This window comes from Actinomyces sp. 432 (assembly GCF_009930875.1).
In the GTDB taxonomy this organism is placed as follows: Bacteria; Actinomycetota; Actinomycetes; order Actinomycetales; family Actinomycetaceae; genus Actinomyces.
Genome location: NZ_CP025249.1, coordinates 640,581 through 657,288 on the forward strand (window position 1 = coordinate 640,581; position 16,708 = coordinate 657,288).

The 16,708-nt window shown below is 70.5% G+C and carries 11 protein-coding genes and 2 pseudogenes; 12 read left to right on the plus strand and 1 reads right to left on the minus strand.

What is annotated here, in order from left to right:
• Nucleotides 1–38: 38 nt before the first annotated feature.
• The 12 genes and pseudogenes from CWT12_RS02600 to pth all read left to right on the plus strand — a co-directional run bounded on the left by CWT12_RS02600 (nt 39) and on the right by pth (nt 15,791).
• Nucleotides 39–1,127 (plus strand): polysaccharide pyruvyl transferase family protein, encoded by a 1,089-nt coding sequence (locus tag CWT12_RS02600; RefSeq protein ID WP_161923590.1) that lies wholly within the window; start codon nt 39–41, stop codon nt 1,125–1,127.
• 83 nt (nt 1,128–1,210) lie between these two features.
• Nucleotides 1,211–2,728 (plus strand): lipopolysaccharide biosynthesis protein, encoded by a 1,518-nt coding sequence (locus CWT12_RS02605; RefSeq protein WP_161923591.1) that lies wholly within the window; start codon nt 1,211–1,213, stop codon nt 2,726–2,728.
• 68 nt (nt 2,729–2,796) lie between these two features.
• Entirely contained in the window at nt 2,797–4,086 is a 1,290-nt protein-coding gene (locus tag CWT12_RS02610; RefSeq protein ID WP_161923592.1) for a Coenzyme F420 hydrogenase/dehydrogenase, beta subunit C-terminal domain, read from the plus strand.
• A 63-nt stretch (nt 4,087–4,149) separates the two neighbouring features.
• Nucleotides 4,150–7,890: a transcription-repair coupling factor gene (mfd, locus tag CWT12_RS02615; RefSeq protein ID WP_161923593.1), complete on the plus strand. Its 3,741-nt coding sequence runs from the start codon at nt 4,150–4,152 to the stop codon at nt 7,888–7,890.
• 329 nt (nt 7,891–8,219) lie between these two features.
• A complete protein-coding gene (locus CWT12_RS02620; RefSeq protein ID WP_161923594.1) occupies nt 8,220–8,777 on the plus strand; it encodes a hypothetical protein in 558 nt (185 codons plus the stop codon).
• A 218-nt stretch (nt 8,778–8,995) separates the two neighbouring features.
• Nucleotides 8,996–10,282, plus strand: coding sequence for a phosphopyruvate hydratase (eno, locus tag CWT12_RS02625; RefSeq protein ID WP_161923595.1), 1,287 nt, complete (start codon nt 8,996–8,998; stop codon nt 10,280–10,282).
• A gap of 678 nt (nt 10,283–10,960) precedes the next feature.
• Entirely contained in the window at nt 10,961–11,692 is a 732-nt protein-coding gene (locus tag CWT12_RS02630) for an FtsB family cell division protein (RefSeq protein WP_237564279.1), read from the plus strand.
• Complete coding sequence (locus tag CWT12_RS02635) at nt 11,689–12,180, plus strand: DUF501 domain-containing protein (protein ID WP_161923596.1); 492 nt, start codon at nt 11,689–11,691, stop codon at nt 12,178–12,180. Before CWT12_RS02630 ends, CWT12_RS02635 begins: the two co-directional genes overlap by 4 nt.
• Nucleotides 12,181–12,240: 60 nt before the next feature.
• Nucleotides 12,241–13,271: pseudogene (locus CWT12_RS02640) on the plus strand (Ppx/GppA phosphatase family protein).
• Between the two features lie 47 nt (nt 13,272–13,318).
• Entirely contained in the window at nt 13,319–14,281 is a 963-nt protein-coding gene (locus CWT12_RS02645; protein ID WP_161923597.1) for a type I 3-dehydroquinate dehydratase, read from the plus strand.
• 283 nt (nt 14,282–14,564) lie between these two features.
• Entirely contained in the window at nt 14,565–15,173 is a 609-nt protein-coding gene (locus tag CWT12_RS02650) for a 50S ribosomal protein L25/general stress protein Ctc (RefSeq protein WP_161923598.1), read from the plus strand.
• Nucleotides 15,174–15,195: 22 nt separating this feature from the next.
• Nucleotides 15,196–15,791: pseudogene (pth, locus tag CWT12_RS02655) on the plus strand (aminoacyl-tRNA hydrolase).
• Nucleotides 15,792–15,847: 56 nt separating this feature from the next.
• On the opposite strand, the gene CWT12_RS02660 reads toward pth, so the two are convergent.
• The gene (locus CWT12_RS02660; RefSeq protein ID WP_442862541.1) at nt 15,848–16,585 is read right to left on the minus strand and encodes a response regulator; all 738 of its coding nucleotides are present in this window, start codon (nt 16,583–16,585) and stop codon (nt 15,848–15,850) included.
• Nucleotides 16,586–16,708 lie beyond the last annotated feature (123 nt).

The following is a 16,708-nucleotide window of genomic DNA, read 5'->3' on the forward strand; positions in this document are numbered from 1 at the left end:
GCCGTATTCAAGCGGTATTGAAACTGACTAAGGAACCCATGCGCATTCTGATCCTCTGGGCCTCGCTCGATCAGCCCAACCTTGGCGTCAGGGCGCTGGCCGTTGGGACCAGGGCGCTCGCCGCACAGGTGTTTCCAGGCGCGGAGGTACAGATCCAGGGCACCGGCCACGGCGACGCCCCCACCTCCCTGTTCATGAGCCGACGGGGGCTGCTCAAGGAGCGGGTGACCGGTGCGCGGGGCATGTTCGACTGGCTCGCCTCCTTCGACCTGGTGCTTGATACCCGCTCCGGCGACTCCTTCGCCGACATCTACGGGCTGGAGCGACTGCGCAATATGTCCCGGGTGCCCGAGGTCCTGCACCACCTGGGGGTGCCGTTGGTGCTCACCCCGCAGACCATCGGCCCCTTCAACACGCGCCGGGGCACGGTGCTGGCACGCCGCGCGCTGCAGCAGGCGCGGCTGGTAGCCAGCCGGGACAGGCGCTCGGCCGCCTGCGCGGCGCAGCTGGGGCGCCCGGTAGATGTGGAGTCCACGGATGTGGTCTTCGCAATCGACCACCCGCCGGTGGCGACCACCAGGGATGTAGTGCTCAACGTCTCCGGGCTCCTGTGGAATGACAACCCGCACGTGGACGCCGCGCGCTACCGCCGCGACATACTTGCGCTCGCGCGCAGGCTCCAGGCCGAGGGGCGTACCGTCACGCTGCTGGCACACGTCGTCGGCCCCGACGATTCCGCCGGCGACAATGACCGCTACCCGCTTGCCGACCTGCGGCGGGAGCTCGGGGACGTGGAGGCCATCGTGCCGCAGGGGCCCGATGCCCTGGACCAGGTGCGCGCCGCCGTGGGCTCGGCCCGGGTGGTACTGGGCTCGCGCATGCATGCCTGCCTGAACGCCCTGTCAATGGGAACCCCCGCCGTCCCCCTGGCGTACTCCCGCAAATTCGCGCCACTGCTAGCCGGAATCGGCTGGGACCACGTGGTGGAGCTGCAGGCCGACGACGTCGTCGACCGCGCCCTGGCCGCGGTTGCCTCGCCGCGGCTGTCCGAGGACGTGCACGAGGTCAGACACCGCGCCGACCGGGACCTCAGCCGCTTCACGCGGGCCCTGGGAGAGCTGCTGTGACCGGCGCGGACTCGGAACGTACTGAACGTGCTGAATGCGCCGAACGTACTGGGGCCCAGCAGCCCCCCGCGTCCCCGCGGCCCGTGCCGCCTCGGCAGCCCCTGCCCGCCTCGCCGCCCGGGATCGGCCCGCACCCGCCGGGCGGGGACCGCGCCGGTCTGGGTAAGCGAGCCGCCAAGGCGGCCGGACAGACGGTGTGGACGCAGGGTCTGCGCATTCTGCTCCAGCTCGGCAACGTCGTGGTGCTGGCACGCCTGCTCGACGACCGCGCCTACGGCGTGGTCGGCATGGTCACGGCCGTGGTTGGTGTGGCCGCCATCTTCCAGGACTTCGGCCTGTCCACGGCAGCCATCCAGGGGCGCACGCTCAGCCACGGCCAGCGCTCCAACCTGTGGTGGATCAACACGGCCGCCGGGCTCGTCCTCACCGGGCTCGGGGTGGCGATTGCACCGCTGCTGGCGGGCTTCTACCACGAGCCCGCAGTGGCCGGGGTCTGCGCCGCCATCGCCCCCACATTCCTCATGGCCGGGATGGTCAACCAGTACCGTGCCGACCTGAATCGCAAGCTCCTGGTGGGGCGGGCACTGGCAGTTGACCTGACCGCCGCGGCCGCAGCCCTGGCCCTCGGGGCGCTGACCGCAACCTGGGGATGGAGCTACTGGGCACTGGTGGTCCAGCGCATTGTCACCGCGCTCGTCCCGTTCATCTGCCTGCCCATAATCGCGGGCTGGCTGCCGCGCTGGTACGACCGGCGCGAGCCCATGCGCGCCCTGCTCGGTTTTGGTGTGCAGATGGCAGGCACCCAGATGGTCTCCTACCTCGCCTCCAACCTGGACTCCATCCTCATGGGGCGCCTATTCGGCGCCGGCACCCTGGGGCTGTACAACCGCGCAGTACAGACACTGCGCACCCCGCTGAATCAGTTCCGCCCCCAAGTCACCACGCTTGGGCTGTCCGTTGTGGCCAAGCTTCAGGACGACGACGAGCGCACCCTGGCCTACCTGCGGCGCGGACAGCTTGCGCTGGGCTACCCGGTCTTCCTCACCATGGGCATCGTGGTGGCCGCAGCCCCGGCGGTGGTCTCGGTGGTGCTCGGGGACCACTGGCTGAGCGTAGTCCCGTACATGAGACTGGTTGCGGTGGGCGAGGGCCTGACCACGCTGTCAATGGTTGGGGGCTGGATCTACACCTCGCGGGCGCTGGGGCGCGCATATCTGCGCTACACGCTGTTCTCCGCAGTGATCCGGCTGGCCGCGATCATCGCGGGGGCGCAGTTCGGTGCGCTTGGTGTCGCATACGCCTACGTGGCCAGCCCGCTGATCCTCTGGCCCGTCTCCCTGCTGTGGTCCGGACGCGCCTCCGGGCTCGACACCGCGCCGCTGGTGTGGAACGGGATGCGGATTCTTGCCGTGTCCGCCGCGGCCACGGCCGCCGCGTGGGGGCTGTGTGCCGTGGTCCCCGTATCCTCCGCCGTCCTGGCCTGCCTGGTTGCGGTGGCCGGCATGGGTCTGGCCATGGCGCTGCTGTGGCTGGTGCTGCCGGTTGTCCGCTCCGACATGCGCGACCTAGCCACAATGGCGCGGATGATGCTCAGGCGCTGACGCTCCTGCGCACCCCGATTCGGATGAGAGACTCGGAACAGAAAATGACCAGAAGCACCTTGCGTTCCGTGAGCATCGCCACGGAGATTAACCGCGTGGTCGACTCGCTCAACTGCTCGGGGTGCGGCCTGTGCGCCCAGTTCGAGGGCGTCATCATGCAGCTGCATAACGGCTTCATGCGTCCGGTGGTAGATCCCGAAGCGGTTTCCCGCACGGGAGCCGCCGAGTTGGCAGAATTCCGTGCCTCCTGCCCAGGTATCCGGATACAGGCGCAGCGCGGCGCGGGTATCCACTGGGACCCGGACTTCGGGCCGGTGCTAGGCGCCTGGGAGGCGTACGCCACCGATGAGGGCATGCGCCATGAGGGCAGTTCAGGCGGCGTACTCACCGCCATCGCGTCATGGCTGCTGGAGTCGGGACGTGCCTGCCGTGTGGTCGGTGCTCGCAAGGACCAGGCCGATCCCTCCCGCACCAGGTCCGTAAGCGTTCAGGACCCGCAGGAGGCACGCGCCCTTGCCGGCAGCCGTTACGCTCCCGCGGCCAATGCGGCAGCGCCGGATGCGGCCAGCAGCGGGACAGCGTTCATCGGTAAGCCCTGTGAGGCGCAGGCGATACGCAGCCTCAGCCGGGAACGCGGGCAGCGCCCCATCATCCTGAGCTTCTTCTGCGCCGGTACGCCAGACCAGCGTGCCACCGACAGGCTCCTCGACGAGCTCTTCGCAGGAACGGGCGCTGACCGCGACTTGCCGCTGTGCGATATGCGCTACCGCGGCCACGGCTGGCCGGGGGAGTTCACCGCCGTGGCCGCAGACGGCACCACGGTGAGCACCTCCTACTCCGAGTCCTGGGGCAAGGCCCTGGGGCCAACCGTGCAGTGGCGCTGCCGGCTGTGCCCCGACGGCGTCGGGGAGTACTCCGATGTCACCGCGTCGGACTTCTGGCGGGCCACCCCCGACGGATACCCGGACTTCACGGACGGAGAGGGCGTCAGCGCCCTGCTGGCCCGCACCCCGCGGGGCCTGGAGATAATCCGGGAGGCGGAGAAGGCGGGCGTGATCACGGTGACTCCGCTGCGTCTGGACGACTTGCGTCAAGTCCAGCCCTACCAGCACGAGCGCCGGGACTACCTGGTGCCCCGCCGAACGGCCGCCCGGCTCATGGGGCTGCACACCCCGCGCATGCGCGGCTTCGGAGCCTGGCGGCGGGCGCTGGCACGTCCCCGGGACTCATGGCGCCAACTGCGCGGCTCCGTCAGTCGGCTCCGGCGCAAGTTCGCCGTCGACTGGCCCTGGAACAGGTCCCTGAAGCAGGGCGGGCGCGACCGGGGCGGTGCCGGGACCGGGCCGCGGCGGGGCTGACACGGGCCTGCGGTCCACTCGCAGCGAGCGCGGGAGGGGCACGGGCCTCGTACACTCCCCACCGTGCGTCTGACTGCCCTCCTGCCCCCGCTGCTGACCGACCCCGCCATCGACGCCCTGGTGACGAGGGCCGCCGGCCGCTCGCGCACCGACCGCAGCGTCGTCGTCGCCCCCGGCGCCCGCCCCGCCGTCTTGGCCGCCATGGCGCTGGGGGAGGCCGGCATCGCCCGCGCGACCGGGGGCGGCCCGGACGCCTCGGGGCGCATAGCGAGCCCGGGAACCGAAGTACCCGCTGACGGCACGCCCCTGCTGGTGGTCACTGCCACCGGCCGGGAGGCAGAGGAGCTGGCCGCCGCCCTGCGCTGCTACCTGCCCGACCCCGACGTGGCAGTCTTCCCCGCCTGGGAGACCCTGCCCCATGAGCGGCTCTCCCCGCGCGCCGACACCGTCGCCACCCGGCTGGCCGTGCTGCGGCGCCTGGCCCACCCCGAGGACGGCGACCCGGTCGGCCCCGACGCGATGCCGGACCCGTGGCGCGGACCCATCCGCGTGCTCGTGGTGCCCGTGCGCGCCCTGCTGGCCCCGGTGGTGGGTGGCCTGGGGGAGCTGGAGCCGATCCACCTCGCTCCGGGGATGCGCGTCGACCTGGAGCAGCTCGCCACCCGCCTGGCCGAGGCCGCCTACACCCGGGTGGACATGGTCACTGCTCGCGGCGAGTTCGCGGTGCGCGGCGGCATCCTCGACGTCTTCCCACCCACGCAGCCGCGACCGGTGCGCGTGGACTTCTTCGGTGACGAGATCGAGTCCGTGTCCTCCTTCGCCGTCACCGACCAGCGCACCATCGCCGACCTCGGCGCCGTCACCGCCACCGCCTGCCGGGAGGTGCTACTCACCCCCACGGTGCGCGAGCGCGCCCGCGCCCTGGCGGAGGTCATCCCCGCCGCCGCCGACATGCTGGAGAAACTGGCTGCCGGCATTCCGGTGGAGGGCATGGAGTCCCTGGCCCCCGTCCTGACCGAGCGCATGGTGCCGCTGCTGGACCTGGTGGGGGAGCGGCTTGTGGTCTTGGCCGAACCGGAGAAGGTGCGCAAGCGCGCCGAGGACCTGGCGGCCACCACCGAGGAGTTCCTCGCCGCCGCCTGGACCTCGGCCGCCTCCGGCGGCACCGCCCCCATCGACCTTTCAGCCGCCGCCTTCGCCCACCTCGCCGAGGCCCGTGCCCTGGCCCTGTCCACCAACCGCGGCTGGTGGTCCTTCACGTCCCTGAAGGCATCCCCGGACACCCTGGAGCTGCCGCTTCGCGACCCCGAGAGCTACCGGGGGCGCCTGGACGCCGCCGTGAAGGACATCGGCGAGCTGACCCGGGGCGGCTGGAGCGTCGTCGTCGCCACCGAGGGACCGGGCCCCGGCCGCCGCATGGCCCAGCTGCTGGCCGACGGCGGCGTGCCCGCCCGCATCGTCACCGGCCTGGATGACGCCGACTCCCTGTCCTACCAGGCCCCCGACGGCGTCGTGCGCGTCACCCAGGCCTCTGCCGGGCACGGCTTCGTCGCCGAGGGCCTGCGCCTGGCCCTGGTGGCCGAGTCCGACCTGACCGGGCGCGCCCCCGCCGCCGCCCGCTCCGCCAAGACCCTGCCCGCCCGCCGCACCCGCAAGAGCGTGGACCCCCTCTCCCTGCACCCCGGCGACCTGGTGGTGCACGCCCAGCACGGCGTCGGCCGGTTCGTGGAGCTGCTGCGCCGCGACGTCGGCTCCGGGCGGGGCGCGGGCAAGGAGAAGGCCACCCGCGAGTACGTGGTCATCGAGTACGCCCCCTCCAAGCGCGGCCAGCCCGGCGACCGGCTGCTGGTGCCCACCGACGCCCTGGACCAGGTCACCAAGTACGTCGGCTCCGACAACCCCGCCCTGAACCGCATGGGCGGGGCGGACTGGGCCAAGACCAAGCAGCGGGCCCGCAAGGCCGTGCGGGAGATCGCCGGGGAGCTGGTGCGCCTGTACGCCGCCCGCTCGGCCACCACCGGCCACGCCTTCAGCCCCGACACCCCCTGGCAGGCCGAACTGGAGGAGGCCTTCCCCTACACCGAGACCCCCGACCAGCTGGCCACCATTGACGACGTCAAGGCCGACATGGAGAAGACCCAGCCGATGGACCGGCTCATCTGCGGGGACGTCGGCTACGGCAAGACCGAGATCGCCGTGCGGGCCGCCTTCAAGGCCGTCCAGGACGGCAAGCAGGTGGCGGTGCTGGTGCCCACCACCCTGCTGGTGTCCCAGCACGCCGAGACCTTCACCGAGCGCTACGCCGGCTTCCCCATCAACGTCGCCCAGCTCTCCCGCTTCCAGACCGCCGCCGAGTCCGAGCGGGTACTGGCCGGCCTGGCCGACGGGACCATCGACGTCGTCATCGGCACTCACCGGCTGATCACCGGGCAGGTGCGCTTCAAGGACCTGGGGCTGGTGATCATCGATGAGGAGCAGCGCTTCGGCGTGGAGCACAAGGAGACCCTCAAGGCGCTGCGCACCGACGTGGACGTGCTGTCCATGTCCGCCACCCCCATCCCGCGCACCCTGGAGATGGCCGTGACCGGCCTGCGGGAGATGTCCACCCTGTCCACCCCGCCGGAGGACCGCCACCCCATCCTCACCTACGTGGGCGCCTACGAGACCAAGCAGGTCAGCGCCGCCATCCGCCGCGAGCTGCTGCGCGACGGGCAGGTGTTCTTCGTGCACAACCGGGTGGAGGACATCGAGTCCGTCGCCGCCCGGCTGGCCGACCTGGTGCCGGAGGCGCGCGTGGCCACCGCCCACGGGCAGATGCACGAGTCCCGGCTGGAGCGGGTCATCGACGACTTCTGGCACAAGGAGATCGACGTCCTGGTGTGCACCACCATCGTGGAGACCGGCCTGGACGTGTCTAACGCCAACACCCTGATCGTGGACCGGGCAGACCGCATGGGCCTGTCCCAGCTGCACCAGCTGCGCGGCCGGGTGGGGCGCGGCCGGGAACGCGCCTACGCCTACTTCCTGTACCCGGCGGACAAGCCACTGACGGAGACGGCGCTGGAGCGGCTGCGCACCATCGCCACCAACACCGACCTGGGGGCCGGCATGCAGGTGGCCATGAAGGACCTGGAGATCCGCGGTGCCGGCAACCTGCTGGGCGGCGAGCAGTCCGGGCACATCGCCGGGGTCGGCTTCGACCTGTACGTACGCATGGTCTCCGAGGCGGTCGCCGCCTACAAGAAGTCCCTCCAGGTGGGGGACGCGGGCGGCGCGGCGGCGGAGGCGGCCGAGGATGAGGACCTGGAGCTGCGGGTGGACCTGCCCGTGGACGCCACCATCCCCGAGGAGTACGTGCCCCACGAGCGGCTGCGCCTGGAGGCCTACACCAAGTTCGCGGCCGCCCGCAGCCAGGCGGACGTGGCCGACGTGCTGGACGAGCTCACCGACCGCTACGGGCCGGTGCCCGAGCCGGTGCGCCGTCTGGCGGCCCTGGCACGGCTGCGGGCCCTGGCCGCCGAGCTGGGGGTGCGGGAGATCGTGGCGCAGGGCAAGTCGATCCGCTTCGCGCCGGTGAGTCTGCCCGAGTCGGCACGCATGAAGGTCACCCGCCTGTACCCCGGCACGGTGCTCAAGCCCGCCACCCGCACCATTGTGGTGCCGGCCCCCGGCACCGCCCGCATGGGCGGCGGCGCCATCGAGGGGGAGGAGCTGCTGCGCTGGGCGGAGGTGCTGCTGCACGCCGTCGTCGCCGGGGAGGCCGAGTACGAGACCGAGGCCACCAAGTACCGCCGTCGGCGCTGAGACCGGCACTAGTAACGTGCCGAAACCGGCACTTGTTACGTGCCGAGACCGGCACTTGTTACGTGCCGAGACCGGCACTTGTTACGTGGCGAGACCGGCACTTGTTACGTGGCGAGACCGGCACTTGTTACGTGGCGAGACCGGCACTTGTTACGTGCCGAGTTCGGTACCGGCTGCGGGGCGGCCGCGACGCCTCGGCGGCATAGGGGCGTATGGTGACGAACTGTCGTGTGCAGCGTCCGGGACCGGTGACGGTACTCACCACCGCTTCGGAGCCCGCCCGTTGCGCCGGGACTCCTCACCGACGTCGACCTAGCAAGGAGCAGACCGTGACCCGATACGCCGCCCGCCCCGCCCTGCCCACCCGTCTACTCGGAGCCGGCGCCGCTATGCTGCTCGGCGTCGGCGCCCTCGCCGGCTGTTCCGCCCACCCGGGGCAGGTCGCGATCGTGAACTACACCGACGCCGACGGCGTCTCGCGCACGGTCGCGATCTCCGAGCAGGAGGTGCAGGACGCCGCCGAGGAACTCGGTGAGTACTCCGCCGTTGCAGGCGATCAGGGGTACAGCGCGGTCTATGTGGCTAACGCGCTTATCGATCTGCCGGTGATCGAGCAGCTCGGAGCCGAGTTCGGGGTCGCGGTGACGGATGCTGAGGCGCTGGAGGAGCTGCAGCAGGTAGCGGCCGACGTCGACTACTCGCCGGCCGCAGTCGGAGCCTTCCGCTACCAGAAACTCGCTTTGCTGATCAACACGCTGGAGGACCAAGAGGCTGTCGGCGCCCGGTATCAGGAGCTGTGGAACGGCATCAGCGTCGAGGCCGCGCCGCGCTATCAGGGTGATGGGGGCTGGCTGCTGCAGGACGACACCCAGCTGCAGCTGGGCTGAGGCTGATGCCGGGGCAGGGTGAGTCCCCGGCTGTCGGGGATGGTGGGGCGACGTCGAGGAGGACTGGGGGACGCCGTCGTCACCCGGCCCTGTCTCGCCCGGCGTGAACAAGTTTCGAACTGACCGGGGCAATGCACTCGTGGTGAACGGCGCGGGCCGCTAGGCTGGCCTCGCATGTGCCTGTCCCCAGGCAACACAACTTCAGCAAGGAGCATCAAGTGGCCCTCATCGAGAACGTTCACGCGCGCGAGATCCTAGACTCCCGCGGCAACCCGACCCTCGAGGTCGAGATCCTCCTGGAGGACGGCTCTTCCGCCCGCGCCGCCGTCCCCTCCGGCGCCTCCACCGGCGCATTCGAGGCCGTCGAGCTCCGCGACGGCGACAAGGGCCGTTACCTCGGCAAGGGCGTCGAGAAGGCGGTCGCCAACGTCAACGACACCATCGCCCCGGAGATCATCGGCTACGACGCCGCCGACCAGCGCGGTCTCGACCGCCTCATGATCGAGCTGGACGGCACTCCCAACAAGGGCAAGCTCGGCGCAAACGCCATTCTCGGCGTGTCCCTCGCTGCTGCGGCCGCCTCCGCCGACTCCGCCGGCCTGGACCTGTACCAGTACATCGGTGGCCCCAACGCCCACACCCTGCCTGTCCCCATGATGAACATCATGAACGGTGGTTCTCACGCGGACTCCAACGTGGACATCCAGGAGTTCATGATCGCCCCGATCGGCGCCCCCACCTTCCGTGAGGCGCTGCGCATGGGCGCTGAGGTCTACCACTCGCTCAAGGCCGTTGTGAAGGGACGCGGGCTGTCCACCGGTCTGGGTGACGAGGGCGGTTTCGCTCCTAACCTCGACTCCAACCGTGAGGCCCTGGAGCTGATCGTTGAGGCGATCGAGAAGGCCGGCTACACGCCCGGCAAGGATGTGGCCCTGGCCATGGACGTTGCCTCCACGGAGTTCTTCGACGCCGAGACCAAGACCTACCAGTTCGAGGGCGAGGCCCGCGACAACGCCTACATGGTTGACTACTACGAGAAGCTCATCACCGATTTCCCGATCGTCTCCATTGAGGACCCGCTGTCCGAGGACGAGTGGGACGACTGGAAGGCGCTTACGGACAAGATCGGCGACCGCGTCCAGCTGGTTGGTGACGACTTCTTTGTCACCAACCCGGAGCGTCTGGCCAAGGGTATCGAGCTCGGTGCGGCCAACGCCCTGCTGGTCAAGGTCAACCAGATCGGTTCTCTGACCGAGACGCTGGAGGCCGTGGAGATGGCGCACCGCGCCGGCTACAAGACGATGACCTCGCACCGCTCCGGCGAGACCGAGGACGTCACGATCGCCGACCTGGCGGTTGCCACCAACTCCGGCCAGATCAAGACCGGTGCTCCGGCCCGTGGCGAGCGCATCAACAAGTACAACCAGCTGCTGCGCATCGAGGAGGCCCTCGGCGAGGACGCTGTCTACGCCGGCGCCAGCGCCTTCCCGCGTTTCAAGGCCTGAGCTGAAGCGGTAGCGGAGGCTCGGGGCGGGCACGGCGCACAATGCCTGTCTGAGCCGAAGCTGACGGTTTCCGGTTTCGTCCCGGGGTATGCACGCGTTGATCGTGTGTATACCCCGGGACTGCGCATTTCGCCGTATTCCTGGCGACGCCGTCGTGCAGCTACTAGCGCGTGTCCGGGAGTGCGTTTCTTTGGGGGTGTCACCGCAAATGTTGCGGTGTGGGTCGGCGTGTGGCGGGGTGCCAGCCGTAGGCATTGTCAGCTGGGCCGCGGTTGTGTACTTGGACCGTCTGAGAGCGCCGCGGAGTTGGACCCAAGTGGAGGCAGGTGGCCGTGTTCGGGGCGATTCAGCGTTGCGGGGCGGTGGCAGCCTCCGGCGCGGCGCCCGGCAGCGGGGTCGTCTGCTACGCCACATCGCCGCCTGCTACGCCACTTCGGGGTTAACAACGCCTGTTAACGGTCTGCTGAAGGGCTGGGAGGTATACAGCAGGCCGTTAAGTAGCGTTGTTAACGTCCAACCGGCGCACCAGACACCACCATCTCGGGACGTAACGTCTACCGACCTGTGCACGTAACGTCTACCGACCTCGGCGGTGGGGGACGGTTCGTGACACGTCGTATCCGACGCACCGGCTTCGCACCCTCGCAACGGGCCTGTCCGTGAGGCAGTATCGGTCGTATGACGCCGCGCCGACCCGTACCTGCACGCCCAGGTGCCCGCAGGACATCCCGCCCCGGACAGGCTCGCGATGCCCGCTCGGCCACCAGCCGGGACCAGGCGGATTCCGCCGCGGTCCGCGAAGCGGGACACGCCGTCGGGGCCGATTCCGAGCGCGCCCGCACGAGCGACTCCCAGCGGGCCGCCGCATACGCAGGACCCCGCCTGGGCGGCGCCGACGGGCTGTCCACGCCGATGCGTCTGCTGATCCTGGCCGGTGTGGTGCTGTTGGCATTCGTGGTCGTATTCCCGTCATTGCGCGGATACCTCACCCAGCGCGCTCAGTACGATGCCGTGTTGGAGCAGATCGATGAGGCGCGTGCCACCTCAACCGCTCTGGAGGAGGAGATGGCCCGTTGGGAGGATAATGACTATGTCAAGGCTCAGGCCCGCGAGCGCCTGTCCTACGTGATGCCGGGGGAGACTACCTACGTAGTCGTCGGCGCCGACAGCTTTGGTGACGACGCCGACGCCGCCACTTCCAAGAGCGCTGCCGAGGCGCGTCTGCCCTGGTATCAGGAGTTGCGAGAATCGGCCCGCGTGGCCGGGCAGGTTGAGGAGGAGCCCGCGGACCCGGCCCGGCAGGGATGGTCCACTGCCACCCCGACCCCGCCTTCCGCTCCAACCCCGGATGCGACTGCCACGTCCTCTGACAATGCCACCCCGTCCGCAGAACCAGGAGACCAGCAGTGAGTGTCAGTGAAGCCGACCTGGAGACCCTGCGCGTGCAGCTGGGACGCATTCCGCGCGGCGTCGTCGAGATCGCGGCTCGCTGTGCGTGTGGACGCCCCACGGTAGTGCGCACGGCTCCGCGCCTGCCGGACGGCTCGCCCTTCCCAACCACCTACTACCTCACGCATCCGACGGCGGTACGAGGCTGTTCCACCCTTGAGGCGGAGCACCTGATGGAGGACTACAACCGGCGCCTGGCTGCTGATCCGGAGCTGGCCGCCGCCTATGCCGCAGCTCATGCCGACTACCTGGCCCGCCGGGCCGAACTGGGCAGTCCTGCGGAGATCGACGGTATTTCGGCCGGAGGCATGCCCACGCGGGTCAAGTGCTTGCACGCGCTGGTCGGGCATGCGCTTGCCGTTGGCCGCGGCATCAACCCGATCGGCGACCTCACCCTGGATGTGCTGCGCGAGCGCGGCCTGTGGGATCCCGCCCAGTGCTCGTGCTGAACGCCTTCGGCAGTCACCATAGAGTCGCCGGTGTAGCCGCCATCCAGAGGGGAACCAACCATGACCCGCGTAGCCGCCGTTGACTGCGGCACCAACACCATTCGCCTGCTCGTAGCTGACATCGTTCGGGACGGGCCCGACGGCGCCGTCCGGCTCCGGCCCCTGGACCGGTCCAGCTCCATCGTCCGGCTGGGGCAGGGGGTGGACCGCACCGGGCGCTTCGATGCCGAGGCCCTGAAGCGCACACTCGCGGTGGTGCGCGAGTACGCCGACACCTGCACCGCGCTGCAGGTACCCCTGGACGCCGCCCACGCTCGTTTCGTCGCCACCTCCGCCACCCGCGACGCCGAGAACCGGGAGGAGTTCGTGGCAGGCGTGCATGATGCCCTCGGCATCCTCCCGAGGTCGTCACTGGTGAGGAGGAGGCCCGCCTGTCCTTTGCCGGCTCCCTGCTGGGAACGGGGGGAGGAGTGGTGGCCGGGGACGAGGACGGGGAAGCGGCTGGGGGCGGCGCCCTGAGCAGCCCCAGGCTCGTCGTCGACCTGGGCGGCGGGTCCACCGAGCTGGTGCTGGGGGTTGCCGCCCCACAGTCCGCCTATTCGATGAACACCGGGTCGGTGCGCATAACCGAGCGGTACCTGGCCGACGGCGTCACTCCTGCCGCGGAGGCGGCGGCCCGTGCGGAGGTACGGGCGCTGCTGGACCGGGCCGCCGACGCCGTCGACCTGGGCGCCGCCGCCCGGCTGGTGGGCCTCGCCGGCACCATCAGCACCGTCACCGCGCACGCCCTTGGCCTGGAGTCCTTCGACCGCGAGGCCATTGACGGCGCCGAGTTGAGTGTTGAGCGGGTACTGGCCGCATGTGACGCAATCGTCCACTCCACCGCTGCGCAGCGGGAGTCCTGGGGGTACCTGCTGCCGGGGCGCCGTGACGTCATCGCCGCCGGGGCGCTGGTATGGAGCGAGGTGGTCGCGCGGGTGGTGGCTGACACCACGGCCGCCGGGCATCCGCTGACCATGACCGTCACCAGCCTGTCGGACATCCTGGACGGCATCGCCGTCTCGCTCGCACCCGCCGGTGAGGCGGCATGAACATGGGCGGCGGGCGCGGGAGCGAAGCCGCGGCGGCGGGAGGTCCGGTGGATCTGCGCCGGTACGCGCAGAATCTGAGCTCCCGCCTGGAGGCGCGCGGTGTAGCGGTGCCGGGGTCGGCGGCCTGCGCCCGACCGGTCACCTGGCGGGGCGCGGTTCTGGGTGGTGTCCTCCCCGCGGTCGCCGTCGCCACCACGGGGAGCGACCCAGAGGCCTGCGCTGCGCAGGCCCGGGCGGCCCGCCAGGCGGGAGCAGACCTGGTCGAGTTGCGCGCCGACCTGCTGGCGGCGCCCGTGGCCGATACGGCGGGGAATGAGCCGGAGCCAGGTGCGCCAGAGGAGTTGGCGGCCCTGTGGCTGCGCGGCGCCGCAGCAGTCGCGCAGGCGCTGCGCGGCTCGGACATGCCGGTTCTGCTGACCGTGCGCACCGCCTCCGAGGGCGGCGGGCTGGACGCCGACGACGCCGTTTACCGGGATGCGCTCGCCCGCGTCATCGAGCGGCTGGGGCGGGAGCGCCATGCCGCGGCCGACTGCCGGGACGCCGCCGCCGGAGAGGACGGTGCAGGCGGCGCTTCCGCCGCGGCCGTGGTCGCGGCGGTGGACGTCGAATTGGCTCGCGGTGGCCTGCCGCGGATCGTGCAGCTGGCGCGGGGCGCCGGACTGGACGTGGTCGCCTCCAGCCACGATTTCACTGCCACCCCTGGCGAGGCAGAGCTGCTACAACGTCTGCACGCCATGCAGGGTGCGGGTGCTGCCGTTGCCAAGGTCGCTGTCACACCGCGGGCGACGGCCGATGTGGAGCGAGCGCTAGGCGTGGCGGCGCGTGCTCGGGAGGAGCTGGAGATCCCGGTGGTGGTCATTGCTATGGGGGCCGGTGGCGCTGTGACGCGGTTGGCCGGCGGAGTATTCGGATCGGCGCTGACCTTCGCAACCGCCGGGTCGGCCGCGTCCGCACCGGGCCAGCTGCCCGTGGCTCAGGTGCGTGCGGCCCTGGCCGCGCTCCACCCCTGACGCCGCCAAGCCCCGTCCATTCACCGAGGTCGGTAGACGTTACGTGCCGAGTTCGGTAGATCTGACGGGCATGGGCGGTTAGCGGTCGGCCGTGGGGCGGGTCACCGTCGGCGACGTCGTCGGACGGTGCTGTCATCGCGTAGAGTTGCGGCATTGCCCCGGCGAGGGATGCGGCCAACGCATCCGTGATCGACGTGGTGGTGCCGGAAGGTGCTGCACGTCGTCGTGCCCGCCGGACCACCGAACCGCGGGGCGCGCTCCCCGCCGATACCGAGGAGAATGCATGTCCACCAACGCCATCTCGCTTGACGCCACCGACCGCACCGAGTTCGGCAAGGGCTCCTCCCGCCGGGCCCGCCGCGCCGGCCAGGTCCCCGCCGTCGTCTACGGCCACGGCACCGACCCCCGCCACCTGCTGCTGGAGGAGCACGCCACCCGCCTGGCCCTGCGCGGCAACGAGAACGCTCTGGTTGAGCTGAACGTCGAAGGGGAGACCCTGCTGGCCATCGCCAAGGACGTGCAGCGCCACCCCATTCGTCCGGGCGTGCAGCACGTCGACTTCCTCCTGGTCAACCGCAACGAGAAGGTTGAGGTGGATGTGCCCGTCGTCGTCACCGGTGAGTCCGCCCCCGGCACCATCCACATGATCGAGCTCGCCCATGTGCTCGTGTCCGCTCCGGCCATCGCCATCCCGGAGACCATCGACGTCGACATCACGGGTATTGAGGCCGGCACCGCTGTGCGCGTGGCCGACCTGGCCCTGCCCGAGGGCGTTGAAGCGATCACTGACGCCGACGCCGACGTCGTCAATGTTGCCGCCGAGGCCACTGCCGCATCCGCCGAGCCCGCCACCGATGAGGCCGCTGGTGAGGCCTCCGACGGCGACGAGTGACGCCGTCGCACGCGGAGTATCCATGAACGCCCCTTGGCTCGTGATCGGGCTGGGGAACACCGGGTCCCGGTACGCCCGTAACCGCCACAACGTCGGCCACATGGTGCTTGACGTTCTGGCTGGGCGTGCCGGGTCCCGCCTATCCAGCCACAAGACTCGCACGCAGGTTGCAGAGGTGCGTCTGGGCTTCCTGCCCGGCGGCGCTCCGGGGCCGCGCGTGATCCTGGCGCGGACCACCGGTTACATGAACGAGTCCGGGGGCCGGTCAAGGCGCTCGCGGGCTTCTACGACGTCGATCCCGCCGCCCGGCTGCTGGTCATCCACGACGACCTCGACCTGCCCGCACACGCGCTGCGGCTCAAGCGCGGGGGCGGGGAGGGCGGACACAACGGCCTGCGCTCGATCTCGACGGTGCTCGGTACACGGGACTACGCGCGCCTGCGCATAGGGGTGGGGCGCCCCCCGGGCCGACAGGACCCGGCCGACTTCGTGCTCAGTGACTTCCCCACGCGGGAGCAGGCGGAGCTGGCCGTCACCTTGGAGCAGGCGGCCGACGCCGTCGAGCAGGTGGTTACGGACGGCTTCACTGCCGCGCAGCAGCGGCTGCACTCCGCCTGAGCCGACCGGCGCCGCACCGCGCCATATCGACCGATCTCGGTGGTGGGTTGGGCGCATCAGCGCATGAGGCCGGTCTCGTAGGCGACGACGACGGCCTGCACGCGGTCGCGCACGTTCAGTTTGGTCAGTACATTGCCTACGTGCGTCTTCACGGTGGTGGCGGATACGACCAGGTGGTCGGCGATTTCCGAGTTGCTCAGACCCTGCGCCATTAGGGTCAGGATCTCGCGCTCGCGCGGGGTGAGCGAGGCGATGCGCTCATCCTCCTGCGACTGGGAGCCGCCGCTATCGGGGAAGTGCGAGGAGAACATTTCCAGCATGCGGCGGGTGATGCGCGGGCTGACTACCGCCTCGCCGTCGGCAACAGTGCGGATCGCCTCCGCCAGCTCGCCCGGGCGGGTGTCCTTGAGCAGGAAGCCACTCGCCCCGGCGCGCAGGCCGGCGAAGGCGTACTCGTCCAGGTCGAAGGTGGTCAGGATGAGGATCTTCGTGTCCGGGCACTGCCGGGTGATCGCGGCCGTGGCGTCGATTCCGTTCATTCCCGGCATCCGCACGTCCATGAGGATCACGTCGGGCTTCAGGGCCCGTGCCTGCGTTACGGCGGTGGCTCCGTCGGAGGCCTCTCCGACGATCTCAATGTCCTCGGCCGGATCCAGCACCATGCGGAAGCCCATACGCATCAGCGCCTGGTCGTCGGCCAGCACCACCGTGATCGGCCGGTTGCGGCCGGGAGTGCTGGTGGCCTCAAGCGGATCCGGGGCGTCGGCCCCGGTCGGATCGGATGCGTCACTCACTGCGGCATCTGCCACGGCGCTGTCCCTTCGTCGTAGTCGTCCCAGTCCTCGTCCCAGTGCAGTATGGCGCGCACGCGCCACCCGGTCGCGGTCGGCCCGGCCTGCACAGTGCCACCATAGACG